Annotated in this window: 21 protein-coding genes; 10 read left to right on the top strand and 11 right to left on the bottom strand. The window is 62.9% G+C overall.

The annotated features are described in order from the left end of the window. Positions 1-158: 158 nt before the first annotated feature. Positions 159-821, bottom strand: a complete 663-nt coding sequence (locus tag ACFRAH_RS07305) for a GntR family transcriptional regulator (protein WP_377990239.1) — start codon at positions 819-821, stop codon at positions 159-161. A 193-nt stretch (positions 822-1,014) separates the two neighbouring features. On the opposite strand from ACFRAH_RS07305, the gene ACFRAH_RS07300 reads away from it, so the two are divergent. From ACFRAH_RS07300 to glpX, 4 genes are read left to right on the top strand one after another with little or no spacing between them, the layout of a single operon-like run. After that, positions 1,015-2,004, top strand: a complete 990-nt coding sequence (locus tag ACFRAH_RS07300) for a phosphoglycerate dehydrogenase (RefSeq protein WP_377990238.1) — start codon at positions 1,015-1,017, stop codon at positions 2,002-2,004. Beyond that, positions 2,001-2,840 (top strand): hydroxypyruvate isomerase family protein, encoded by an 840-nt coding sequence (locus ACFRAH_RS07295; protein ID WP_377990237.1) that lies wholly within the window; start codon positions 2,001-2,003, stop codon positions 2,838-2,840. Before ACFRAH_RS07300 ends, ACFRAH_RS07295 begins: the two co-directional genes overlap by 4 nt. Then, positions 2,837-3,505: an aspartate/glutamate racemase family protein gene (locus ACFRAH_RS07290; RefSeq protein WP_377990236.1), complete on the top strand. Its 669-nt coding sequence runs from the start codon at positions 2,837-2,839 to the stop codon at positions 3,503-3,505. The genes ACFRAH_RS07295 and ACFRAH_RS07290 overlap by 4 nt, the downstream gene beginning before the upstream one ends. 27 nt (positions 3,506-3,532) lie before the next feature. Continuing rightward, a complete protein-coding gene (glpX, locus tag ACFRAH_RS07285) occupies positions 3,533-4,534 on the top strand; it encodes a class II fructose-bisphosphatase (RefSeq protein ID WP_377990235.1) in 1,002 nt (333 codons plus the stop codon). Positions 4,535-5,259: 725 nt separating this feature from the next. Here glpX and ACFRAH_RS07280 read toward each other — a convergent pair. Beyond that, positions 5,260-5,496, bottom strand: coding sequence for a DUF2188 domain-containing protein (locus tag ACFRAH_RS07280; RefSeq protein WP_377990234.1), 237 nt, complete (start codon positions 5,494-5,496; stop codon positions 5,260-5,262). 343 nt (positions 5,497-5,839) lie between these two features. Between ACFRAH_RS07280 and ACFRAH_RS07275 the strand changes: the two genes are divergently transcribed. Continuing rightward, positions 5,840-6,877, top strand: coding sequence for a YhcG family protein (locus ACFRAH_RS07275; protein WP_377990233.1), 1,038 nt, complete (start codon positions 5,840-5,842; stop codon positions 6,875-6,877). A gap of 18 nt (positions 6,878-6,895) precedes the next feature. On the opposite strand, the gene ACFRAH_RS07270 is transcribed toward ACFRAH_RS07275, so the two are convergent. The 9 genes from ACFRAH_RS07270 to ACFRAH_RS07230 all read right to left on the bottom strand — a co-directional run bounded on the left by ACFRAH_RS07270 (position 6,896) and on the right by ACFRAH_RS07230 (position 17,559). Beyond that, positions 6,896-7,462 carry a recombinase family protein gene (locus tag ACFRAH_RS07270; protein ID WP_377990232.1) on the bottom strand — a complete coding sequence of 189 codons (567 nt, stop codon included), beginning with the start codon at positions 7,460-7,462 and terminating at the stop codon, positions 6,896-6,898. A gap of 196 nt (positions 7,463-7,658) precedes the next feature. Further along, on the bottom strand, positions 7,659-8,717 hold the full coding sequence (locus ACFRAH_RS07265) for a LacI family DNA-binding transcriptional regulator (protein WP_377990231.1): 1,059 nt from the start codon (positions 8,715-8,717) through the stop codon (positions 7,659-7,661). 428 nt (positions 8,718-9,145) lie between these two features. After that, entirely contained in the window at positions 9,146-9,565 is a 420-nt protein-coding gene (locus ACFRAH_RS07260) for a winged helix-turn-helix domain-containing protein (protein ID WP_377990230.1), read from the bottom strand. Positions 9,566-9,567: 2 nt separating this feature from the next. After that, entirely contained in the window at positions 9,568-10,437 is an 870-nt protein-coding gene (locus tag ACFRAH_RS07255; RefSeq protein ID WP_377990229.1) for a carbohydrate ABC transporter permease, read from the bottom strand. After that, positions 10,437-11,372 (bottom strand): carbohydrate ABC transporter permease, encoded by a 936-nt coding sequence (locus ACFRAH_RS07250; RefSeq protein WP_377990228.1) that lies wholly within the window; start codon positions 11,370-11,372, stop codon positions 10,437-10,439. The genes ACFRAH_RS07255 and ACFRAH_RS07250 overlap by 1 nt, the downstream gene beginning before the upstream one ends. 96 nt (positions 11,373-11,468) lie before the next feature. Next, positions 11,469-12,740 (bottom strand): ABC transporter substrate-binding protein, encoded by a 1,272-nt coding sequence (locus ACFRAH_RS07245; protein WP_377990227.1) that lies wholly within the window; start codon positions 12,738-12,740, stop codon positions 11,469-11,471. A gap of 45 nt (positions 12,741-12,785) precedes the next feature. After that, positions 12,786-14,966 (bottom strand): alpha-galactosidase, encoded by a 2,181-nt coding sequence (locus tag ACFRAH_RS07240; protein WP_377990226.1) that lies wholly within the window; start codon positions 14,964-14,966, stop codon positions 12,786-12,788. A 145-nt stretch (positions 14,967-15,111) separates the two neighbouring features. Then, on the bottom strand, positions 15,112-16,128 hold the full coding sequence (locus ACFRAH_RS07235) for a LacI family DNA-binding transcriptional regulator (protein WP_377990225.1): 1,017 nt from the start codon (positions 16,126-16,128) through the stop codon (positions 15,112-15,114). A 477-nt stretch (positions 16,129-16,605) separates the two neighbouring features. Continuing rightward, positions 16,606-17,559 (bottom strand): sugar-binding transcriptional regulator, encoded by a 954-nt coding sequence (locus ACFRAH_RS07230; protein ID WP_377990224.1) that lies wholly within the window; start codon positions 17,557-17,559, stop codon positions 16,606-16,608. A 347-nt stretch (positions 17,560-17,906) separates the two neighbouring features. Between ACFRAH_RS07230 and ACFRAH_RS07225 the strand changes: the two genes are divergently transcribed. The 5 genes from ACFRAH_RS07225 to ACFRAH_RS07205 all read left to right on the top strand — a co-directional run bounded on the left by ACFRAH_RS07225 (position 17,907) and on the right by ACFRAH_RS07205 (position 23,636). Beyond that, positions 17,907-18,869 (top strand): sugar phosphate isomerase/epimerase family protein, encoded by a 963-nt coding sequence (locus ACFRAH_RS07225; RefSeq protein ID WP_377990223.1) that lies wholly within the window; start codon positions 17,907-17,909, stop codon positions 18,867-18,869. Then, positions 18,870-19,805, top strand: a complete 936-nt coding sequence (locus ACFRAH_RS07220; RefSeq protein ID WP_377990222.1) for a PfkB family carbohydrate kinase — start codon at positions 18,870-18,872, stop codon at positions 19,803-19,805. A gap of 173 nt (positions 19,806-19,978) precedes the next feature. After that, complete coding sequence (locus ACFRAH_RS07215; protein WP_377990221.1) at positions 19,979-21,037, top strand: substrate-binding domain-containing protein; 1,059 nt, start codon at positions 19,979-19,981, stop codon at positions 21,035-21,037. 14 nt (positions 21,038-21,051) lie between these two features. Further along, on the top strand, positions 21,052-22,557 hold the full coding sequence (locus ACFRAH_RS07210) for a sugar ABC transporter ATP-binding protein (RefSeq protein ID WP_377990220.1): 1,506 nt from the start codon (positions 21,052-21,054) through the stop codon (positions 22,555-22,557). Further along, a complete protein-coding gene (locus tag ACFRAH_RS07205) occupies positions 22,554-23,636 on the top strand; it encodes an ABC transporter permease (RefSeq protein ID WP_377990219.1) in 1,083 nt (360 codons plus the stop codon). Before ACFRAH_RS07210 ends, ACFRAH_RS07205 begins: the two co-directional genes overlap by 4 nt. The last annotated feature ends 103 nt before the right edge of the window (positions 23,637-23,739 follow it).

Below are 23,739 nucleotides of genomic sequence, written 5' to 3'. Positions count from 1 at the left end.
GCAACACCCTGCCTTTAGGGGGAAGCTCGGGAGTGAAATCCGCGCGGCGGCAGCGCTCCCGCCGAGAGGCTGCCGGGGGTTTTCGCCGGCTGAGGTGTGGCTTAAACAGCAATGCCCGCCAATTGCTTGGCGGGCATTGCTGTAGTTGCCTGGGGCGCCTAGCGCGGCGCGGTGTTGCGTTCGCTAGCCAGGGAGATGTGCTCGCGCATCATCTCCGCGGCGCGGTCGGCTTCTCCTGCGGCCAGTGCTTCGTAGACCGCGCGGTGTTCTGCGGCAGCGAACTTCGCACCGGTCCGGCCGATTTTTGAGAACAGGCGGAAGCGCTGGATCTGCCCGCCCAGGGAGCGGTAGGCCGTTTCAAGGAACGGGTTGTCGCACTGCGCGGCGATGAGCTGATGGAACTGGTCATCCGATCGCCAGTAGAGACGGAAGTTTTCGCGCTCCGTGTCGGCGTGCTCGACGGATTTTTCGAGATCCTCAATGGTTCCCCGCAGCTCGTCGAGGAACTCCGGGGTCGTCCTGAGGCCCGTTTCATAGGTCATGGCAGGCTCCAGGACCAGACGCGCCGCCATCAGCTTGGCAATTTCACGCTGGCTCATCGGGGGAGCGACGCGGTACCCCTTCAGGGCCACGCGCTGGACCAGGCCTGTGTGTTCGAGCCGGGCCAGCGCTTCACGCAAAGGTGTCTGGCTTACCTCGAGCTCACGCGTCAGAGCGTGGATGTTCAGAGGCTCGCCCGCCGCACGCACGCCGTCCATGAACTCATCGAGCAGGACTTCGTACATCTTGTCAGCCAGGGGCTGACGGGCTGAGCGGGCCATCAAGGAACACCCTTCCTGGCTAGAAGCGAAAATACTATAGGACAGTCTATCCGGCGCCGCCCCCACCTTCCGGCAACGCGTGCAGTTGTAGACATACTATACTTTCCCGCCATATAGTATAGTTTCAGAACTTGCCGGGAAGGCCTCCGCACCTCCACGCGGAGGCGCCGGAACGGAACAAAGGAGATCCCTAATGACTGCACAACGCGTACTCGTCACTACCGCCTGGTTGTCCCCGGGCGATGAGGTCCATCAGATGCTGCTGGAGGCCGGCTTCGAGGTCGTTCACAGCTCTTTCAAGACCCGCGGGACGTCGGTGGAAGCGCTGAAGGAGGTCGTGGCCGGTTTCGACGGGATTGTCGCCGGGACGGACGCTTTTACTCCTGAGGTCATCGCCGCGGCCGACAAGCTGAAGGTCTTCGGCCGCACCGGGGTCGGCTACGACAACATTGATGTTCCCGCCGCAACCGCCCACGGTGTCGCTGTCTGCCCGACCCCGGGCATCAACCGCCAGTCGGTCGCCGAGCACACGGTCGCGTTGCTGCTCAACGTCGCCCGCCTGATTCCGCAGAACATCCAGAGCATCCGCACCGGGGGCTGGGACCAGACCAGCGGGCGGGAGCTGGGCGGAAACACCCTCGGCATCGTGGGCCTTGGCGCCATCGGCAAAGACGTTGCCCGTATCGCCCGGGTGATCGGCATGGACGTTGTGGCCTACGACCCGTACTTCGACGAAGCATTCGCCGCCGAGCACAACATCCGCCGGGTCGAGCTGGACGAACTGCTCGCCGTCAGTGATTTCGTCAGCCTTCACCTCTTCCTGTCCGAGGAAACCCACCACCTGATCAACGCCGCCGCCATCGCCAAGATGAAGCCCGGCGCGTACCTGGTCAACGCCGCCCGCGGCGGCGTCATCGATGAAGAAGCCCTCGCCGACGCGATCGAAAGCGGCCACCTCGCCGGCGCCGCCCTGGACACCGTCGAGGTCGAACCCCTCCCGGCCAACAGCCGCCTGCGCTCCCTGGACAACGTCCTTGTCACCGCCCACATCGGTGCGGCCACCATCGAGTCCCGCCGCCGCTCCGGAACCATGGCTGCCCAGTCCGTCATCGACGTCCTGCAGGGCCAGCCTCTGCCCGCCCAGACGGTCAACAAGGAAATCGCGGCGGTCCCGGCAGCATGAGCACCGACACCACACTCACCACGACCGCAGTGGTTGACGCCGGGCAGCCGGCCCGCCTGCGCTTCGCAGCGAACCTGAAGTGGCTTTTCACCGAAGTCCCGTTCCTGGAGCGCTTCGACGCGGCCGCCAAGGCCGGCTTCGCCGCCGTCGAATACGCCGCCCCCTACCCCTACGAAGCGGCCGAACTGCAACGCCGGCTGGCTGATGCCGGTCTCAAGCAGGTCCTGGTCAACACCCCCATGGGTGAACCCGGGACCCCGACGCGTTCAGGTGTTGCCTGTTTCCCGGACCGGGTCCAGGAATTCCGCGACGGCGTCGAGCAGGGCCTGGAATACGCCACGGCCCTTGGCGCGGACTTCCTCCACATCGTCGGAGGCCTCCGCCCTGATGGCGTCAGCAGGGACAGGGCTTTCGCCCGCTACGTCACCAACATCGCCTGGGCCGCCGAACGCGCCAAGGGGACCGGCGTCCGGCTGCTCCTCGAGGCGCAGAACAAAAGGGACGCCCCCGGCTTCATTCTCGACACCCAGTCTCAGGCAGCAGCCGTCGCAGAAGCCGTCGGCAGCGACAATGTCGGACTGCTCTTCGACTTCTACCACGCACAGATCGACGAAGGCGACCTGCTGACCACCCTCGACAGCGTGTGGGATCGGGTCTTCCACCTCCAGGTCGCCGACCCACCCTCACGCCACGAACCCGGCACTGGCGAAATCGCCTACACCGGCATCTTCAACCACCTGCGCCGCCGCGGATACCAGGGATGGATCGGCTGCGAATATGCCCCCGCTGCCGGCACCGTTGAAGGCCTGGACTGGATCAAGGAAGCAAACGCATGAGCACTGCACAGCCAGCCCCGCGGATCGCCCTGATCAACGCGACCCCCGCCGCGATCGGCCCGGCCGTCCAGGCCCTCGCCGCTGACTTCCCCGAAGCCGAGGTCTGGAACATCCTGGATGACAAACTCCTCGCCGACGCCTCCTCCCGCGGTGGACTTGACGACCCCCTGCGCACACGCATGGCCCGCCTCATCCAGCACGCCCTGGCAGAAGGAGCTGACGGGATCCTCCTGACCTGCTCCATGTACGGGCCCATCGCCCAGGACACCCACGCGGACGTACCCGTGATGGCGCCGGACGAGGCGGCCTTCGACGAACTCGCCGCAGGCAACTACGGCAGGGTCCTGGTCATCGCCTCCCTCGAGTCGGCCCTCACGGACTCAGTGGCCAGGCTCCGCGACGCGCTCCAGCAGGCCGGACGAACAACCGACCTTGACGGGGTAGCCGCACCTGCCGCGTTCACCGCCACACAAACCGGAAACCAGACCGAGCTGGCAGACGCCCTCATCGCAGCCACCAAAGACAGCGGCAGCCAACCCGACGCGATCTTCCTGGCCCAGTACTCCCTGGCCCCGGCAACCGAGGCCCTCGCGGCAGCAACGGGCCTGCCCGTCATTTCCGGACCAACCAGCGCGGCAAAACGACTCCGGTCCACGGTCAAGTAACAAGAAGCACACAGCACAGGAGTCCGCATGTCCACTGCAGTACCGGTAATCCGGCCCGACGTGATTGACCGCAACCTCGGCCTCGAGATGGTCCGCGTCACAGAAGCGGCTGCCATCGCTGCCGGCCAGTGGGTGGGAATGGGGAACAAGAACGCCTCCGACGGTGCCGCCGTCGACGCCATGCGCTCCTTCCTCTCCACCGTCCGCTTCAACGGCACCGTGGTGATCGGGGAAGGGGAGAAGGACGAAGCTCCCATGCTGTACAACGGCGAGAACGTCGGCGACGGCAGCGGCGCGGCGTGCGACGTGGCCGTGGACCCGATCGACGGCACCCGCCTGGCCGCACTGGGCATGAACAACGCCCTCGCCGTCCTGGCCGTCACCGAACGAGGGGCCATGTTTGATCCCTCGGCCGTGTTCTACATGGAGAAGCTGGTCACCGGACCCGAAGCGGCCGACTTCGTGGACCTCCGCCTTCCGGTGCGTCAGAACCTGCATTTGATCGCCAAAGCCAAAGGCGTCAAAGTCAACCAGCTCACGGTTGCCGTCCTCGAACGGGAACGGCACGCCAGCCTCGTAGAGGACATCCGCGCCGCCGGCGCCCGGACCAAGTTCATTCTCGACGGCGATGTCGCGGCAGCCATCGCCGCATGCGTCCCCGGTACAGGCGTTGACGCCATGATGGGCACCGGCGGTACCCCTGAGGGAATCGTGACAGCGTGCGCAGTGAAAACTCTCGGCGGGGTCATCCAGGGCAGGCTCGCGCCCATGGATGACGAAGAACGCACGAAAGCCACTAACGCGGGCCACGACCCATCCAGAATCCTGACTACCAGTGACTTGGTCCGCAGCGACAACTGCTATTTCGCCGCGACCGGCATCACCGACGGAGACCTGCTCAGAGGTGTTCGATACAAGAAATCGAAGATCAGCACCCAGTCCATTGTGATGCGCGCCCAGTCCGGGACCGTCAGAAGGATCGACGGGGAACACCACTTCGACAAGTGGTCCCAGTACGGACCCAACTAAGCTCAGCAGCATGGTTCTCTCACCTGTTTGAACTCGTGCTGCACGGACGACGATAAGGGATATTTCGTCAACCTGGAGCGGGCCGCCATAAGGGTAATAAACCCACACCCCAGCTTGGGTCGGCATCGCTGCCCACGGCGTAGCGGACCGACGACGGAGCTGGGGCCGCTGGCGTGGGGGGACGCCAGGCGACTGTCCGCCGCCGGCCGATTACAACTTTACGCCGAGGAAGGTAGAGGTGGTTTGCGTCCGGCGCAGGAAAGAAACGCTCAGGCCGTGGAGGGCTTACAGTGCCATGAAAGCTGCCAAGTCACCTCAGTCCCGGGTTCCGGCTGGCGGAAGGACGACCGCGGTCACATGTTGTAAAGCTAAGTGGGCTGTCTATACGTTGGGTTCAGCAACTCTGCTGACCTATGAGCAGAGAAGCCGAACCACCAGAGAAGAGCCTCGCCTTGTGACCACCGGCGGGGCTCTTCGCTTTCCTGGAAGAATCCCCCAGATCTCTTGGCAATCCGCCAACAAGGGTGGCAGGCCGCACTAGATGCGGGATTCTCGCATCTAACGAACGCTCCCTCGAAACGCCGATAACGGGTATTCCGTCAGCCGCGGCGTAAGGCAGGCGTACGGGCATTATGTGTCCCTCAGGCCCCGTCCGTCCGCATACAAGAAGACCCGCCGGCTCCTGTTAACAAACCGAAGCCGGCGGGGTCATTACGCGATCAGGCTCATCCAGGCGTATTCCGTGGATCATTGCCAGGTGCAATTGTGTCCTTTGCCCTGATCTTGTTGTCCTTGCCGTGGATGTTCAATTCCCCGCCTCCAGAGCGGGACAGATAACCCCGAGCAGCGTCGATTGCTGCGGATTGCGTGTCGTGAACAGAAGAAGCGCGAGACGAGCCTTCCCGCTCGGCCTTCCATCCATCTTCACTAGGAACCACGTGGTACGAATTTCGCTCAGCCATTTAAGTCACCCCCAGACGTTGCTGATAGATGCAACGTATCAAACCGGACTGACATTACTGCCGGTCGTCCGCGACGGGCCCCGTGTTCGCATTTTTACAAGCCAGCCGCCTTTCTGGACATCTCCGCCGTAAACCGGGCGCTGGCTGAACAGTTCTGAGCCAAGGAGTCCGTGGGGAAAGCGCCATGGAATGACGGCAGGAGGCAGCCCCTTTTCCAGGCACTCCCCCGGACTGTTTTAAAGAGCCGATAATGGTGATTCCGTCAGCCTGATTGGCGTTGGCTGTGGCCTCCGGCAAATGTGCCACAGCCTGTGGCACATTTGCCTCTCGGTAGGGTTGAGGCATGGTGACTTCAGAAATCGATCTGCCAGCAGACTACGCAGACCTACTGGAGGAGCTGAAGACCCGGATCTCGAGTGCCAGGATCCACGCCCAGAGGACCGTCAACACGCTGGTCATCCAGCTCTATTGGTCGCTTGGCAGGGACATCATCGTCCGGCAGGAAAGCCAAGGCTGGGGGAGTGGCGTCATCCGGCGGTTGGCAGTTGATCTGGCGACCGCCTTTCCGGATATGAAGGGCCTGTCTTACCGAAGTCTGCAGTACATGACCGCGATGGTGCGGGCATGGGGTGAGGACGAAAATGTGCCACAGGCTGTGGCACATTTGCCGTGGGGCCACATCCGGATGATCCTGGACAAGGCAGCCAACGCGGAAGAGCGGGACTGGTATGCGGCCGCGGCCGTCCAGTATGGCTGGTCCCGGAACGTGTTGCTGAACATGATGATGAACCGGTCCATGGAACGCACCGGTACAGCGCCATCCAACTTCACCCGGCATCTGGCGGCCGCCGATTCTGAGCTTGCCCAGCAGATGGCGAAGGACCCTTACAACTTCGAATTCCTCGGCCTCTCCGGCGAAGTCGCAGAACGCGACCTGGAGAACGCACTGACAAGCCGGATCACCGAAACCCTGCAGGAGCTGGGACCGGGCTTTTCCTTTGTCGGCCGTCAGGTTCATTTCGACGTCGATGGCGATGACTACTACGTCGACCTGCTCTTCTTCCACATCGAGCAGCTCCGGTACGTGGTCATCGAACTCAAAACCGGTAAGTTCCAGCCCGAATACGCCGGCAAGCTCAACTTCTACGTCGCCCTGGTCGATGACATGCTCCGCCGCGACTACCACAACGAAACCGTCGGGATTCTTATCTGCGGCACGAAGAACGACCGCAGCGTCCGCTACAGCCTGGGCCGATCGACCTCACCCATGGCCGTGGCGGCCTACACCTACGACAAGCTCCCCGCAGCAGAGCAACAAGCCCTTCCCAACGAAGGGCACCTTGTCGCAGCCCTCGAGTGGGCCGAACCGGACACCGAGTAAACGGGCTAAGGGGAAGCCTCAGGAGAGCTTGGCCTGGCGCAGGTACTGGTACACCGTCTCCCGGCTGATGCCATACTCGCCGGCCAGGACAGTTTTCGGAATTCCATTGGCTGCCCGCTGGACCAGCTCCGCAGCCCGGTCCGCAGTGAGCGTCTTCTTCCGCCCTTTGTAAGCGCCGCGCTGCTTGGCCAGAGTGATGCCTTCCCGCTGGCGTTCCCTTATCAGGGAGCGTTCGAATTCAGCGAAGGCTCCCATGACCGAGAGCATGAGGTTGGCCATGGGGGAGTCCTCGCCCGTGAAGAGCAGGTGCTCCTTAACGAACTCCACACGCACCCCCTTGCGGGTCAGGCGCTGTACTAGGGCGCGGAGGTCATCGAGGTTGCGGGCGAGCCGGTCCATGCTGTGCACCACGACCGTGTCCCCGTCACGGGCGAAGCCCAGCAGTTCTGCCAGTTGTGGCCTGGCCGTGTCCCTGCCGGACGCCTTGTCCGTGAAAACCCTGTCCAGAACCAAACCGTCGAGCTGACGCTTCTCGTTCTGATCCAGCGTGCTCACCCGCACGTACCCAATTCGCTGACCAGCCACCGCCGCCTCCAACCGTCTTACGTGTGGGATTGAGTTCTAAGGCCTCCCTAGACGAACGTCAAGAGGCAGGCGCCGTGGTGTCAGGTTGGGGTCTACATCAACTGGATACGTCACGTCCCATCCCCGCCGCCGACGCCCGACTTATAAACCGATGGTTGCGAGACTTCTTATTAGCTTCCAGAAACTGCCGAGAGATTCAGGGCTCGCCGTGTTTCGTACCTATGTCTCCTAACCGGTGCGCCGAAAAAGGTGTGCGAACCGAATTGCGAGCCTGATTTGGGCGTGCGGTGCTTTGGCGGATGACGAGTTTGGTGGGCACCAGGGTCACGCCGGGTTCTGCGGTGTCGGTGCGGAGTTGTTGGAGGACGTTATCGACGCAGCGTTCGCCGACGTCAGCGAAGTTCTGGTGGACGGTAGTGAGCGGGGGAGCGTAGGCGGAGGCTTCCGGGACGTCGTCGAAGCCGACCAGGCTGATGTCTTCCGGGACGGATCTTCCTTTTTCGCGGAAGGCCCGGAGCAGGCCGAGGGCCATGTGGTCGTTGGCGGCGAACACGGCGGTGCAGCCAGGTTCGTCGGCGAGCCGAAGACCGGCGGCATAGCCGGACTCGGCCGACCAGTCGCCACGGATCACCGGCGGGACGGGTTTGCCTGCTGCGGTAAGGGTGCTGCGCCAGGCGGCGGAGCGGCGTTCGCTGGCGAAGGATTCCTCGGGGCCGGCGACGTGCCAGACGGTCTGGTGGCCGAGATCCAGGAGGTGCTTGACGGCTTTTTGGGCGCCGTCGGCCTGGTCGGTGTCCACCACACTGTGCTGCTCGCCGGCGTCGGAATCGACGACGACCACCTTCACTCCCGGCGGCAGCGTTACCGTGGCTGCGTCCAGGAGGTGGACTTCCATGATGGCGATAACGGCGTCGACAGCGAGCTCGCCCATCCGGGAGAACGCGCCCTGGATCCCGGCCCGGGTGGGGGCGGTGACCGGTATCAGCGTGATGGCGAAGTCCTGCCGTGCTGCATGCAGCGCGATGGCCTCCAGTGTGCGCATGTTCCCCAGCGACGACAGTGAGAACGTGATCACCCCGATGGTGCGGAAGCTGCCGCGTTTGAGTGCCCGGGCGGCACTGTTCGGCCGGTAGCCAAGGTCGTTCATCGCCGCAATCACCTGGTCGCGAGTGCTGCCACGGACGTATCGTTCGCCGTTGACCACGCGGGATACGGTCTGAGTGGACACTCCGGCTCGTTTGGCGACGTCGACCACGGAGGCACGATGATTCCGCTCCGGCCGGCGATCCCCAATACCCGTTTGCGGGTCGCAGCCGGGGCCGGGCGTCGTGGAGCTAGAGAGGGAACCATCTCTAGCATTTTTCTTATTCATTACCCACCTGCTCCTTTGGAAGCGCCTACCGATGGTTGCAACATCTCGTCGTTGAATACCTGGTATCGGTGATTATTCGTTTGCTACTAATCCCCGTGAGCGAGCCGGGGCAATCAGGTCGCGGTTCCGCTGCAATCGCGTTGAAAGAGAGGCCGCCGCGTTCATCACCACGATGCCGAGCACCGGCATCGCCGGACTGCCTACGGCTAAGAGCTTGATCTTTCCCTGGCTGACTCGGGACGCAAACCTTCATGATGAGATCGTTGCCTTGGATTGCCCGGAGCTTTCACGGATACGGATGTGGCCCAGCCTTAGGCCACGTTTGTTCCGGATCCCTGGGTTCGCGTAATGATGTGCCTATCGGCGAGGATTTGCATGGCGTGGCGGATGGTTCCCCTCGATACATTCAGCTGCTGAGCCAGCTCGCTTTCGCTCATGAGTTTGTGTCCTTTGGCGAGGTTGTTGCGCCGTACCTCTGCTTGGATTGCTTCGGCTATCTGAAATACAGGGGTACGGGAGAGTGCTTGAGAATCTGTATGTCCATCACTACGGGCTTCCTTTGATCTTGCGGGCCGATGTCGAGGAACTCCGCGGCGCGATCGTTGAGGGGGTTCCGTTTGGCCTGCAGTCCCGTGCGGCCGGGACTCTGGTCTTTGAATTGTTTTCAAGGGACGGTCTGGGAGGGCCTCTGGCGATCCTGAGTGCTGTGACCTGCGCAGCCGGTGGACCATGTCTACTTCTCTGCGCCTGCCAGCGCACCCTTGACGAAGTATTTTTGGAGGAAGAGGTAGGCGATGAGGATTGGGAGGAGTCCGATGAGCGCGGCTGCGGCTGCGGCTCCGATGTTGTTGCCCTGGGTTCCAAAGAAGCTGGCTGCGGCGGGGGCGAGTGTACGGACTTCGGCTTTGTTCAGGATGTAGGAGCTCATGGCGAACTCGTTCCATACGTTGGTTGATGTGAGGATCACGACGGTCGCGAAGACGGGCTTGAGTGAGGGAAGCACGATGCGTACGAACGTGGTCGTGAGTCCGGCGCCGTCGATGGCGGCTGCTTCTTCGAGTGAGAGCGGCAGTGTCCGCATGAACTGGGTGAACAGGAACACCGCGAGGGGAAGCTGCAGGGTCGTGAGGACCATGATGAGGCTGACGTAAGTGTTCAGGAGACCGAGCTGGGCGAGCATTGTGTAGAGGGGAACGAGGATGCTCAGGGGCGGGACCATGAGCATGCCGAGGATTGCCAGGGAAACGAAACGGTTCAGTTTCGTGCTTCGGCGCGCGAGAGGGTAAGCGGCCATGGCGCCGACTATGCAGGTGAGCGCAGTGCTGACGACGGTGACGATCAGGCCGTTCTCCAAGGCCCATTCGAGGTGTCCGGAGTCCCAGGCTGTGGCGAAATTATCGAGTGTTCCGCCGCTGAGGGGTGGGAGCCATAGCGACGTGGTGTCTGTGATGGGTTTGAAGGCTGTGGTCAGGGCCAGGTAGAACGGGGTCACCTGCGCGATGACGGCGATGGCGATGAAGATCCAGCGTCCGAGTCGTCCGGCTTGGGAGGTGCGCCCGACGCGTTGGGCAGCGGTCCGTTTCGATGCGGTTATGGTGGCCATCAGAGGTCCTTTCCGGTGCGGTCCATGCGCGCGACCAGGAAGATTGAGACCACGGCGATCAGTACGAACAGTGCGACGCCCATGGCGGAGGCGTAGCCGGCGGCCTGCTGGCCGAAGTAGCTGCGTGCGATCAGGGTCGAGACTGAGTGTGAGGAGTATCCGGGGCCGCCGGCGGTGAGGACCTGGATGACGTCGTAGAGCTTGAGCCCGCCGATGAGATTGATGATCACGCTGGAAATAATTGCCGGTCGCAACAGGGGCAGGGTGATGGACCGGAAGAGGCGCAGTCCGCGGGCGCCGTCCACTTCCGCGGCCTCGTTGATTTCCTGGCCGATGCTCTGGAGGCCGGCGAGGTAAATGACCATCGAGATGCCGACGAATTGAAGCGTGTTGATAAGTACGACGATGCTGACCGTTCCCGGGCCGGTGGAGAGCCAGGCGATCCGGTCGAATCCGATCGAGACGAGGATGTCGTTCAGGGCGCCGCGGTCGTACTGGAAGAGGAAGTAGTACATCATGCTCATCACGACGGGCGAGACGAGCACGGGCAGATAGATCAGGGCGCGGGCGAAGGCCTTGCTGCGCCCGGCGCCGTCGAGGGCGACGGCGAGTCCGAGTCCGAGCACCTGCTGCAGCACTGTGCAGCCGATGCCGTAGATGAGCGTGTTTACCAGCGCGGTCTGGAACGTCGTGTCGGTGAAGAGCCGTGCGAAATTGTCGAGTCCAACGAAAGCCTTGGTGGGGGAGTATCCGTCCCAGTTCGTGAACGCGAGTCCGATGCCCTGCACAAGGGGGTAGAGCATGAAGATGGCCACCATGGCGATGGCCGGCACGTACATCAGGTTCATTAACCCGCCGCGGCGCCGCCGCGGCCGGCGTTCTGTCTGGGATTCGACCCCCTTGGCTGCCCGGGGGAGGGTGGTTTGTTGGCTCATGTCTCTTGCTTTCGCGAGGTTTTTGGGTCGGCGGTGCCGAAGGTGATACGGGATGGGGGCCTGCCTGCTGGTTCGTGGGCAGGCCCCCTTTTTGGGCTATTTCTGGCCGTACAGTGTGGCGAACTGGTTCTTCATCTGGTCGACGGCTCCAGCGACCTCGGACTGTCCGGAGATCACGGCGTCGGTGGTCGCGACCATCGTGTTCCACGAGCCGTTCGGAAGGTACACGCGGTCGAAGTAGGGCTTGACCGGCGTCGATCCGCTGGTGACGTACTTGTCGTAGCTGGCGGTGAGCTTGCCGAAGTCGACCTTGACGTCCGTCAGGCCTGCGGCGGCGCCGTTTGCTTCGGCGAGGGCAGCTGCGTTGGCCGGCTGGGCGAGGAAGTCAAGAAACGCCAGGGCGTTGTCTTTGTGGCTGGAGGTCTTGGAGATGCCGAACGAGTCGATGCCTTCGCCCCCGATCAGGTACGGGGTATCGCCGTTGGTGGGCGGCAGCGGGATGAATCCGACATTGGCGTTCGGGTTGTAGGTCCGGGCCGTGGCGAGGATGTTGTTGTTGTAGATCTCGAAGCCGGCTGTTCCGTTGGCGAGAGCGCGGGCCATGTCATCCTCGGAAGCGGAAGAGTAGTCCTTGTTGAACCAGCCCTTGCTCTGCCAGGACTTCACCCGGTCCAGGACCTTGGTGTAGGCGGAGGTGACGAAGGTGCCGTCCTTCATCTGGGTGAGTTCGGGTTCCGTGAAGGAGTCTGCGGCCAGGTAGTCCGCCATGTGCCCGGCCGGTCCTTGTGCCTTGCCGCTGGAGAAGATCGGTGTGTTTCCCTTGGCTGCGACCGCCGCCGCTGCGGCGTCGAAAGCGTCCCAGGTGGTGATTTTGGTCGGGTCGATGCCTGCCTTGTCGAGGACATCCTTGTTGTAGGCGATGCCGGCCGTGTCGAATGCGCCGGGGAAGGCGTAAATCTTGCCGTCGCTGTCGCGCATTGCGGAATCCAGTCCCTTGTTGACCTTTGATGCCCAGGGGCGGTCGGTGAGTGGTTCCAGGAACTTGCTGTAGCGCAGGAGGGACCAGCCGTGGGTGGTGAAAATATCGGGGATGTCACCGGAGGCGAGCTTGACCTTCATCTGGTCCTCGTAGTCCGTGGACGCCGCGGTCATCTTGACGGAGATGCCCTTTTCCGTCTTGAACTTGGCGATGAGATCCGTCATCGCCTTGTACTGGGGGGTGCCGGTGCCACCGTTGAGGAACAGCTGAACTTCATCGCTGCTGCTGGAGGCGGTGGTGCCGCGATCGCATCCGGTGGTGCTGACGAGGAGGGCCGCGACACCGAGAGCCGCGATTGCCGCCCGTGCCGTATTCCGAGAAAGCTTCATTGCTTGTCCTTTGTAGTTGGGTTACTGCAGATGGGATTCGAGGGATTAGCCGCGCGGGATCGAGTAGACCCGTGCGGTGGGGCCGCTGATGCCCGGCCGCATCAGAACGGTGTTCCCCGGGCCGTCGGTAACGTCCCAGGGGGCGAGGGTGCGGGGGTAGATCTCAATGAGGTGTCCGGCTTGGACACCGTCGCCCAGGTCCAGTGAGATTTCAGAGTTTTCATCACCGCGGTTCCAGACGTAGAGTAGGTCAGCCTCGGGCCCGGAGAGCGTCAGCGCGATGGTGTCGGCGTACCACTGGGGAAGGCCGGCAGGCCAGCCCGGAGTGGAGGCAGCGATGTTGTCACGGGTCGCTTTGAACTGCCTGTAGGCATCGTGCACGAGCTCAAGCTGGTCCGGGGTCATCCGGTTGAGGTAGCCGGAAGCGTAGAGGCGGCCGCTGAGGCCGGTGACCATGGTGTAGGCGATCTCCTCCTGGGTCATCCACGACTGCGGATAGGCCCAGTTGCCCGCCTGCTCCGGGAGCATTTGGACCGGCGCCCCGGCGGCGATCGCCGGATATAGGCGGAAGTCTTCCTGATCGGACGTGGACTGGAAGTCGAACAGTTCCAGCATGGCGAAGTCGGCCCGCATGGCCCCGGAACTGCAGTTCTCGAAGACCACACTGGGATGGCGGCGGCGGAGCCCGGCAAACCAGTCGAGATGGGCGCGGTTGTGCCCGAGCAGGCCCGCGCCGGTTGAGAAGGCTTCGAAATCCGTACCCGGCCCAGGGGTCACGTTGTAATCGAGCTTGAAGAAATCGATGCCGAACGCCGTGATGAGCCGATCGAATGTCGTGTCCAGGTGTGCGCGGGCGGCGGGGTGGCGCAGGTCAAGGAAATAGCGTTGGTGCTCCGTGACGCGGTGTCCGTGGCGTTGCAGAAAGGCACCGTCCGGGAGCTGCTTCGCGACCGGGCTGTCGACGCCGATGACCTCAGGCTCCAGCCAGATCCCGACTCCCATGCCGGCATCCCGGATCGCCGACACCACCCGTGCCAGTCCGCCGTCGGGAAAGCGCCGGGCGGAGGGCAGCCACTCGCCGACGGAGGGCCACCAGTCGCCGGCTGCCGTGTCGTCGTACCAGCCGGCGTCAATGCAGAAGCACTCAGCGCCGGCTGCTGCCGCTTCCTGGATGAGAGGGAGCAGTTTCTCGGTCGTCGGGTCGCCGTTAATCGTGTTCATGTAATCGTTGAAGACCAGCATTGAGCCGGTATCGGCCGTCTGGTGGCGGCGCAGCCACCGGCGATGGCGGGTGAGCTCCGCGATGACGCCCTCAAACCCGGCCCCACCGACGGCGAACGAGACCGGCACGGACGTGAATGCCTCGCCGGGCTCAAGTTTGTGCGACCAGTGATGATCGAGGTCCTCCGGGCCGAGCAGGACGAGGGCCACGGAGTCTTCGCCCTCGCGGACATTATCAACCTCCCAGCGCCAGCCCCCGTTGTGTTCGATCTGCCACGCAAAGGACCGTCCCGTGACCCTGTTTTCCAGGGCGCCGGTCGGCAGGGCACGCGCCGTTGACCAGGTCGAGGTGCTGACCTTCTCAACACCGCCGCGGCCGGGCTGGTTCATGTTGGCCGAGTTGAAGTCGGCGAGGTTCTCCTGGCTCCACAGCGCCTGGGTCGTCCAGCGGAATTCCGCCAGCTGCTCGCCGGTACCGGAGTGCAGCAGCAGGTCCTTCGTCGACTCGCCGGGATAGACGAACGCCCCGGCCGAGAAGGAACTGACTGCCTCGAGGATCACAGGAGTGTCCGAGGTGTTCACGACGGTCGTCGTCACGCGGGCGGCCGCCAATGCCGGTGACGCGGTGAACGTCGTCGTCACCTCCAATCCCGTCAGGGCGTCCCGCTGCACCACCTCTAGTTCGGCAACTCCGTCCCGGACACTTTCGGCGTGGCTGGCGTAGCGAAGACGGGAACCTACCCCCGTATTTGTGAAGCGCGTCGTTGTCCGGGAACGGCCGTCACCGGTCGCGATGAGTTCAACAATCGGCTGAAGGGTCCGCGTCGCCGCGGAATCCATGTCACTCACGCCGCTCAGGACCACCGGCAGTTCGGTATCGGCGGTGAAGGCCAGGCTCATCCCGCCCGTGTTCCACTCGAAGCGGAACGGCAGCAGGGCAACGGATGCTGCCCCTTCCTGCACTGCCAGAACGGTGGCGGTTGGCGAGGTCTGCGTGGTGTCCAAACGATGCTCCTTTGCGTCGATCCGCTCCATGAAAGCGTTGATCATTTCCGATTGAAGAAAAGCATATGTCCTGACATTCACGCATGCAAGCGTTGATCATTTTAAAAGGTCAGGAGTTCCGGCCTGGCTTGGCCCGAGCGGAAGCTCAGGCGGTGGAGGCGGGAGGAGCTGTGCTTTCCCGAATGACGAGCCCGTAAGACGGCAACCCGGCCGTGCGGCTGGGTTCGTCGAGTTCCATGAGCAGTTCCAGTGCTGCCACTCCGGCCCAGTCAAAATCAAGCCGGTAGGTGGTCAGCGCTGGAACCCAGGCCGCTGCCAGGGGCTCATCGTCGATGCCTGCGACGCTGATGTCTTCCGGGACGCGCCTGCCCGCTTCGTGGATGCTGCGCATCACGGCGAAGGCGAGTTCGTCGTTGGCGCAAAAGATCGCCGTGACGTCGGGGTCGCGCGCCAAGGCTGCACCCGCCTCGCGTGCGGCAGTGATGGACCAGTCGGTTCGGTGGACGTCAGGGACGGGGGCGCCTGCATCGGTCAGCGCCTGGCGCCATGCCTTCTCGCGGACATGCGGTTCCCCGCCGCGGCTCGGCGCGGCGACATGATGAACAGTCCGGTGGCCGAGCCCGAGCAAATGGTTCGTGACCTCGTACGCAGCCCTCCTGTCATCGACGCGCACATGCGGTACATCGATGTCTGTTTGGTCCCCGTGGATCACAGTGGAGATGGGCAAGGTACCCAGGCTGTCCCTCAGGCGGGAGTCGTAGGTGGCGTAATCGAGGACAACGACCCCGAGGATAGGCTGACCAAGCAAAAGATCCAGAGCCGACGTAGCGTTCTGCAGGTCTACAGGGTCAAGGGCGACGATGGCTACGAGGTAGCCGGCCTGGCGTGCCCGGCTTTCGATGTTGGCCAGCATTCGGGTGTAGCCATGCAAGGCCGTGTCACGCGTGATTACGCCGACAATCGGCTGACGCCCCTGCACGAGTGCGCGGGCCGCACCGTTGGGCCGATAGCCGAGCTTTTTCATCGCAGCCCGGACACGGGCCTTAGTCACATCGCGCACCGGAATGTTGCCGGTGAGAACCCGAGAGACTGTGGGCTGCGACACGCCCGCAACGCGTGCGACATCGGCAATCGTCGGCGGCCTCTTGCGGTCGCCGGACATGCCCGGTCCAAAGTCACGCTGGAAAAGTGGCCGGACGGAACCGTCAGGCGATGGAGCCTGGGCCTGTTGTCCAGGTGTCACCGCAACCTTGTGCGGGTCTTGAAAGGCACGTCCGCTCATGACCGACTCTCGAACAGGCAATGAATACGTTGATCATCCACAACACCAATCATGGCTCATGCACCTAAATACGGGTAATCACGAAACCCTACCGCGGGGGCTGGACCTGCTTCCAAGGACTCCAGATCGACGGAGTTCAGAGGACGGAAGTCCAACCCAGGCTGCCGTTACGTGGCAATCGTCATTACTGACGGAACAACCGCCTTAAGGTCACCCAAATCAGCTACTTCAATCCCGTTAGCCCACGCCGATAATTTAGATTCCGGCATTCCGCGGGAATCCAGCCTTGGTGCGACGGCACAGTTGGTCCGTTTGAGTAGAAGCCGCTATTGGCCGGCACTGAATGTCAGCGGTCACCTAGAGCTGTGGCGGTTCGAGAAGCTGTCTTGCCACATCGGCGTCCGTTATCAGAACATTGATCCATCCTCCTGCAATGGCGCCTCGGATGGCGTCCAGTTTGCGCATGCCTCCCGCGACGCCGATGCGGCGGGGTATGCGCATCATCGCCTCGGCTTCGATCGAGATCATCCGCTGTTCGATGGCGGGTTTCATGGGCTGGCCGTTGATGTCGAAGAAGCGCAAACATATCTCTCCGACGGCGCCGGCCCGGGAAAGTTCTTTCTCCTCGGCTCTGCTGAGCGCGTTTCCACTGGCCTCCCACAGCGGGGACGCCGGGAACGTTCCGATGCCCACCAGCAGCGTGGTCAGGCGGTCCCAGGCCTCAATGGACGCTTTCACGGCCGGGTCTGCGAGGAATGCATCGCGGATTTGCGGGTTTGCGACGAGCCCCGGACAGCCCATGTAGTAGGGCTTGGCCGAGGTCAGCTCGGCCAGATGGGAAACAAGGCGCGTGGCCTGGAGTTGCGCTTGGGGGCTGCCCACGCCCCCGATGAGTTGAATCACTTCATTGGCGATCTTCCGCGGCCGTGAGCGCATCGCTTCAACGGTCTGCAGGAGCGTTGTACTCCATGAGGAGATTCCGACATAGTCGTCGGCATCGATTGTCGTTTCGAGGTAGGTGGCCGCGGACGAGCCCAACCTCATTCCCAGTGAGGCGCCGTCCATCACATCAACGACCACAACCTCGCGGAGTTGATACTTCTCCTCGAGCGCCTTCTCCAGACCGACGTAGATCCCGGCCGGCTGGACTATGGATGTCCGCACGATTCCGAGTTCGACGGCGTTTTTGAGGTAGCGCGAGACCCGAGCTTGGGAAAGGTTCAGCCGCTGGGAGATTTCCCCCTGCGACATCCCTTCCTCGTGGTACAGCACGGCGATCTTGGTGAACAGACGAAGCTGCTCAGTGCTCACGGACAAGAATGAGGAGGCCCCCGTGATCTGCGTCATAATTCGTCACTTTCATCGGCTTTTTGAATATTTATGCAGAGGTGAATTTATCTCTGAACCGCTTCGTGTGCTGCGCTCTTCGCGGACATGTGCGGGCATTTGTCTGGCAGCTTGCTCGAGGATCGAATCGGCGCTTTGAATCAATATTCAGGAGTGAAAGATTCTAGCCTCGTGGTCCAAATCTAGCGTCATTCAAAGGGAATTGCCTCGTAGACTTCCAACACCAGCCCGACTTCAGAGCCGAAGTTCCGTCAGGAATTTCGATCGCTCCCCGTGGGCCAGTGGCCTTCACGATCGAAAGCGAAACACCGATGACCGACATTAAGTACTCCACCCGTCTCAACTCCTTTGCGCTTGGCAAGGGAAAAAAATACCCCAGCGGCGAAGAGTCCGTGCTCGAACTGATTGCCCTCGCGGGCAGCGTGAAGGGACTGACCTCGCTCGAGCTGAACTACCCGGAACACTTCGGCCGGCACTCGGTTCAGGACATCAAGGCGGCGTTGGACAGCGCCGGCCTGGACGTTCGAGGCATCCAGCTTCGCTGGCCGGCGCCCCAGTTCGCCAACGGAGGTTTCACCAATCCCGATCCCGCGCTTCGGGAGGCAGCCGTGGGAATGGTGAAGGAAGCCATCAGCCTGTGCCGGGAATTCGGCTCCGACCACGTCCTTCTGTGGCCGGCCCACGACGGGTACGAATACCCTTTGCAGATGGACTACATGAAGTCCTGGAACTGGATGGTCGAGAGCCTGCAGGCCGTCGCCGACGTCGACCAGGACATCCGCATCTCGATCGAATACAAGCCCGCCGAGCCGCGCGGACGCACCATCCTGAACACCACCGGCGCCGTCATGAACCTCATCAAGGACTGTGACCGCCCGAACCTCGGCGTGACCCTGGACTTCGGCCATCTGCTGATGGCCCGCGAGAACCCTGCGCAGTCCGCCGCGATGTGCCTGCGGGAACAGAAACTCTACGGGCTCCAGCTCAATGATTCGCACGGCGTGGCTGACGACGGCCTCGTGGTAGCGTCGATCCACTTCTCGGAGACGCTGGAACTCGTGTATTACCTGCTCCGGGAGGGCTACGAGGGAACCTTCTATTTCGACACTGACCCGGTACGCGAAAACCCGGTATCCGAATGTGAAATGAACATCGAGCGGATGGGGATCATCATCGATAAGGCCCGCGAACTGGTCCGCGACCACCCGGACCTGCCTCAGGGAGACGCGTTGCACTCATCCTCAGTTCTCTGGTCGAAAGCCGTGGGTGTCTAGGTGGGCTCAACCAGTATCTGCGTGGTCGGCTCGCTGAACGCGGACCTGATCGCCTACGTTGGCGAACAGGGGAGCGCGGCGAGCTACGCGACCGGGTCCAGTTTCGAAATGGCTGCCGGCGGCAAGAGCCTGAACGCCGCCATGAGCATCGCCTCGCTTGATCCGGCGGCCGTCACGCTCGTGGGCCGTGTCGGATCGGATGACCTTGGCAGTTTCATTGCCGGGACTCTCCGTTCACGGGGGATCACCACAGAAGGCATCATCATCGATGATCGGATTCACACCGGTGTAGGCCATGTGAGGGTCAATCCGGAGGGTGAATACGACACCGTCGTTGTCCCGGGAGCCAACGGGAATTTCTCGGCCGCCGACGTCGATGCCTTCCTCGATGGCCACGAACCGCCGGCGTTTGTGGTTCTGAACCTCGAGGTCCCGCTTCCCGCCGTGCGACGCGCGGCCACCCGCTTCCGGGAGCTCGGCACGACGGTGGTCCTGAACCTCTCCCCGGTGCATGCCGAAGCGAGGACGCTCCTCCGACTGGCCGACGTCGTGGTCCTGAACCGCAGCGAGGCCTGTCACGTACTGGACGTCCCGCAAGAGACGGACGAACGGCTGCTGCTGACAGCGCTGCGGGAGGCCGGCGCCAAAACCCCCGTCCTGACACTGGGCGATGAGGGGGTTGTGGCTCTGGACGGGAACGACCTCCTGCAGGAGAAAGTTGAACCGGCCCGCATCGTGAACTCCATCGGAGCAGGGGACAGCTTCCTTGCCGCCATGGTCCTCGCGATGGCCAACGACCACCCGTTCTCCGTCAGCCTCCGGGCTGCCAACGAGGCCGGACGGCTCGTTTGCGGCCGCCCCGAGTCTTTCCTCACATCCGATGACATCCGGGATATCGAGAAGGCCATCGGAGTTCCCCTCGCCAAAGTCTCATAACAGCCGGCCCCGCAAGCGTCGGAGAACATCCCTGGCCGAGGACACGGCCAACACCAAACTCACCGTAACCCCCATGACGAACAATGGCGCCGTTTCCCCTAACAAAGGCTGCGCCAATCAAGAGCATGAATCCCGCCCCGGCGGGCCTTCCAAGGACGAAAGGAAAACAGATCATGAACAAACTTCCCAAGGCGGCCACCCAGATCGCCGCAGCCACGGCGGCAGTTGCGTTGCTCGCCGCCTGCAGCGCCACGCCGGAAGCATCCACCGGACAGTCGGGCCAGACGGCTGACCTGGCCAGCCTCGTTGACGCCTCGGCTAAGACACCCATCAAGGACGTCAAGGCCAGCCTCGGTGCCCCCTCAGGATCGGCCGATACCAAGCTCTGCTACATCACCCGAACGCTGTCCAACGAGTTCTGGGGTTTCGAACGGGACGGGTTCGAAGCCGAGGCCAAGAAGCTCGGCGTCAAGTACCAGACATTCGATGTGACCGACGAGTCCTCCATCACCGAGCAGCTGGACAAGGCCAAGAGCGCCGCAAACCAGGGCTGCAGTGCCCTGCTTGCCTCACCCATCTCAGCGACAGGCTTGGACACGGTTTTCACTGACGCCCTGGCGAAGAAAATGCCCGTTGTTATCCTCAACGATGCCAAGGGCAACGTTCCCGGAAGCGTTTACGTCGGTCCTGACGCGAAGACTATCGGTGCCACCGCCGCTGACTACATCGCAACCAAACTCCCCGCCGGCGGCAAGGTCGCCATGATCGAAGGCGACCCGGGATCATCAAACGCGCTGAACCGCGGAGAGGGCTTCAAGAACGGCCTGACCAAGCATTCCAACCTCCAGTTGGTCGCATCCCAGACAGCAAAGTGGGATCAGACCAAGGCCCAAGAGATCGCAAGCGCGATGCTCACCGCCAACCCCGACATCAAGGCGTTCTACTCCCAGAATGACGGCATGGCCCTCGGCGTCGCCGCCGCCATCGCCGCGAAAAACCTCACCGGAAAGGTACTGCTTGTCGGAACCGACGGCATTCCCCAGGCGAAGAAGGAAATCCAGGCAGGCAACATGACCGCCACGGTCAGCGAGCAGCCCGTGACCGAAGGCGCTAGCGGCGTGGACGCGGCACTGTGGCTGTTGGCCGGCAAGAAGGTTCCTGGCTGGGTCGACGTTCCCGCCTTCATTATCGATTCCAAGAACGTCGGTCAGTACGCGACCGGCATGCCGTAGGGATGGTGCGGATCATGGCTGCGCCCCTGCTGGAACTGCGGAACATCGCGAAATCATTTCCCGGAGTCCGTGCGCTGAACGATGTGAGCTTCACACTGGAACGCGGAGAAATCTGCACCCTTGCCGGAGAAAACGGGGCGGGCAAAAGCACACTGCTGGCCATTCTCGGCGGCTCACTCGTTCCGGACCATGGGTCCGTCATTATCGACGGCACCCAACGGCAGCACTTCTCACCCCGCCAGGCACTGGCTGACGGGGTGAGGATCGCCCACCAGGAACCCGCCATCGTTCCGCAGCTGTCGGTAGAGCAGAACCTCGTGCTCGGCCGCACAGCACGCGAACGCCGGGACGCCGGCGCCGACATCGACCAGGCGCTGGCCGACGTCGCCCAAATGGGTTTCCCACTCAACGCCAAAGCCCCGGTCCGGGGTCTCAGCCCCGCCCAGCGCCATGCCCTGACGATCGCCCGGGCCCTGGCCTTCGGCGCAAAAATCGTCGCTTTGGACGAACCCACCACCAGCATGCTGGAACACAACGTCGAAGGCGTCCTGAACCGGGTACGGGAAATCGCCCATACCCGGGGGGTAGGCATCATCTACGTTTCCCACAAGATGCCCGAGGTCATGAGCGTCTCCGACAAGGTGGTGGTCCTGCGCGATGGCACCGTCAACTACACCAGGCCGATTGTGGAGACCTCGGAACAGGACATCGTACGGAACATGGTCGGCCGGGAGCTGCTGTCGTTCAAACGGCAGCACCCCGTCCCACCAGACGCCCCGGTCCTGTTTTCAGCTTCGGATGTCAGCCACCCCACCGGCGGCGGACCCCTTGCCGTGGACGTGCGGGCCGGGGAAGTACTGGGGATCGCCGGGCTGGTCGGCTCGGGCCGCACCGAGTTCCTGCGGGCCATCATCAGGGCCGACAAGGGCAGCACCGGGACGGTGAACGTTGACGGAAAAAAGCGGAAGATCCGCTCACCGAGGGACAGCAGAAACGCCGGTATCGCGTTCATCCCCGAAGAACGCAAGCACCAAGGCCTGGTCCTGCAGGTTCCCGCCTACTTCAACGTCGCACTCACCGCGGACAGGCAGTTCAACGGATTTGGCCCGCTCATCAGTCGGCGGAAACAGATCGCGGCTGCGGAAGAGGCCGCGGCGCGGATGTCTCTCCGGCCGGCGAACGTGCGGCTCAACGCCCGCCAGTTCTCCGGCGGCAACCAGCAAAAAATTGTCATCGCCAAGTGGACGTGGCGCAACACCAAAGTATTCCTCTTCGATGAGCCCACCAAGGGCGTGGACGTCGGCGGGAAGGTCGAAATCTACGAACTCATCGACGCTTTGGCGAAGGCCGGAAGCGCGGTGATCGTGGTTTCTTCCGACCTGCCGGAAATCATCTCCCTCAGCGACCGGGTCAAGGTGATGCGGCAGGGTCAGTTCGTCTCCGAGCACACCGGCGACGACATCAATGAACACAGCCTCGTGGCCAACGCCATGGGCATCGCAGAAAGAACAACGACATGAGCCAGCCCACCCTGCCCAAGAATGACGCGGGCGAAGACAGCCCGAGGACGCCTCTGAACCGACGCCCCGACGCTGCCGCCGGCAGAAAACGACGCACCCTGCCGGCACTGAACTTCCAGGCACTCGGCATCTACATCGCTGCGGTCGTCATCTTCCTGATCTTCGGGCTGCTGAACCCGAACTTCCTCACCTCCGGCAACCTGCGGGACATCGCCGTCTCAGCCAGCGTCAACGCCATCATCGGGCTTGGCATCACGTTCGTCATCATCACCGGCGGCATCGACCTCGCCGTCGGTTCAATCGCGAGCTTCGTCGGCATCGTCTCCGCCACCCTCATGGTCAACGCCGGAACCTCGCCGTTCCTCGCCCTGCTCGCCGGCATCGGCACCGGCCTGGTCTGCGGCGCCATCAACGGGCTGCTCATCACGAAACTCAAGCTGCCCCCGTTCATCGCCACCCTCGGAACAATGAGCATCTACCAGGGATTCGCCTACGTGGTCACCAACGGACGGCCCGTCTATAACGTCCCCAAGGACTTCGTCTTCATGCTCAACAGCTACGTCGGCGGCATCCCGGTCGCGGTCATCCTCGTAGCAGTCCTCGCCATCCTCTGCTGGCTGCTGCTCCGCCGGACAGTCTTCGGGCAGAACGTCATCGCCACCGGCGGCAGCGAGGAAACAGCATGGCTCTCCGGCGTCCGCGTCGACCGGGTGAAAATCGCCGTCTACGCCCTCTCCGGCGTACTTGCAGGTGTCGGCGGGCTGGTCATCGTCGCCCGGATCAACGCAGCCCAGACCGACGCCGGCAGCCCGTACCTGCTGACAGCCATTGCCTCGGCCGTTATCGGCGGAGCCAACCTCATGGGTGGAGAGGGACGGATCGCCGGTACCCTGATCGGAGCATTGATCCTTGGGGCGCTCACCAACGGCCTCGTCCTGCTCAACGTCCCCAGCTTCTACGAACAAATCGTCACCGGACTCGTCGTCGTCATCGCCGTGGCACTGGACCAGGGCAGCAAAGGCTGGCCGCTATTCAAGAAAAAATCACCCCCCAAAAAGGAGGCAACGGCAACTGCCTGACCGACCCCTGGCGGTGACCGGACCCAGGAAGATGCCCACGCATAGAGCATCAGTGGCAAGGGCGGCAGCGGACGACACCGCTGCCGCCCCTCCCGCCGTCGCG

The sequence above is a fragment of the Arthrobacter sp. NPDC056727 genome (assembly GCF_042790555.1).
Classification (GTDB): domain Bacteria; phylum Actinomycetota; class Actinomycetes; order Actinomycetales; family Micrococcaceae; genus Arthrobacter.
The sequence above is the reverse complement of the archived record's forward strand: the minus strand, read 5'-3'. Positions and strand labels throughout refer to the sequence as shown.

Coding starts and splice junctions, on each gene's coding strand:
- ACFRAH_RS07305 (WP_377990239.1), bottom strand. CDS start 821: ATGGCCCGCTCAGCCCGTCAGCCCCTGGCTGACAAGATGTACGAAGTC.
- ACFRAH_RS07300 (WP_377990238.1), top strand. CDS start 1,015: ATGACTGCACAACGCGTACTCGTCACTACCGCCTGGTTGTCCCCGGGC.
- ACFRAH_RS07295 (WP_377990237.1), top strand. CDS start 2,001: ATGAGCACCGACACCACACTCACCACGACCGCAGTGGTTGACGCCGGG.
- ACFRAH_RS07290 (WP_377990236.1), top strand. CDS start 2,837: ATGAGCACTGCACAGCCAGCCCCGCGGATCGCCCTGATCAACGCGACC.
- glpX (WP_377990235.1), top strand. CDS start 3,533: ATGTCCACTGCAGTACCGGTAATCCGGCCCGACGTGATTGACCGCAAC.
- ACFRAH_RS07280 (WP_377990234.1), bottom strand. CDS start 5,496: ATGGCTGAGCGAAATTCGTACCACGTGGTTCCTAGTGAAGATGGATGG.
- ACFRAH_RS07275 (WP_377990233.1), top strand. CDS start 5,840: ATGGTGACTTCAGAAATCGATCTGCCAGCAGACTACGCAGACCTACTG.
- ACFRAH_RS07260 (WP_377990230.1), bottom strand. CDS start 9,565: ATGGTCCACCGGCTGCGCAGGTCACAGCACTCAGGATCGCCAGAGGCC.
- ACFRAH_RS07255 (WP_377990229.1), bottom strand. CDS start 10,437: ATGGCCACCATAACCGCATCGAAACGGACCGCTGCCCAACGCGTCGGG.
- ACFRAH_RS07250 (WP_377990228.1), bottom strand. CDS start 11,372: ATGAGCCAACAAACCACCCTCCCCCGGGCAGCCAAGGGGGTCGAATCC.
- ACFRAH_RS07245 (WP_377990227.1), bottom strand. CDS start 12,740: ATGAAGCTTTCTCGGAATACGGCACGGGCGGCAATCGCGGCTCTCGGT.
- ACFRAH_RS07235 (WP_377990225.1), bottom strand. CDS start 16,128: ATGTCCGGCGACCGCAAGAGGCCGCCGACGATTGCCGATGTCGCACGC.
- ACFRAH_RS07225 (WP_377990223.1), top strand. CDS start 17,907: ATGACCGACATTAAGTACTCCACCCGTCTCAACTCCTTTGCGCTTGGC.
- ACFRAH_RS07215 (WP_377990221.1), top strand. CDS start 19,979: ATGAACAAACTTCCCAAGGCGGCCACCCAGATCGCCGCAGCCACGGCG.
- ACFRAH_RS07210 (WP_377990220.1), top strand. CDS start 21,052: ATGGCTGCGCCCCTGCTGGAACTGCGGAACATCGCGAAATCATTTCCC.
- ACFRAH_RS07205 (WP_377990219.1), top strand. CDS start 22,554: ATGAGCCAGCCCACCCTGCCCAAGAATGACGCGGGCGAAGACAGCCCG.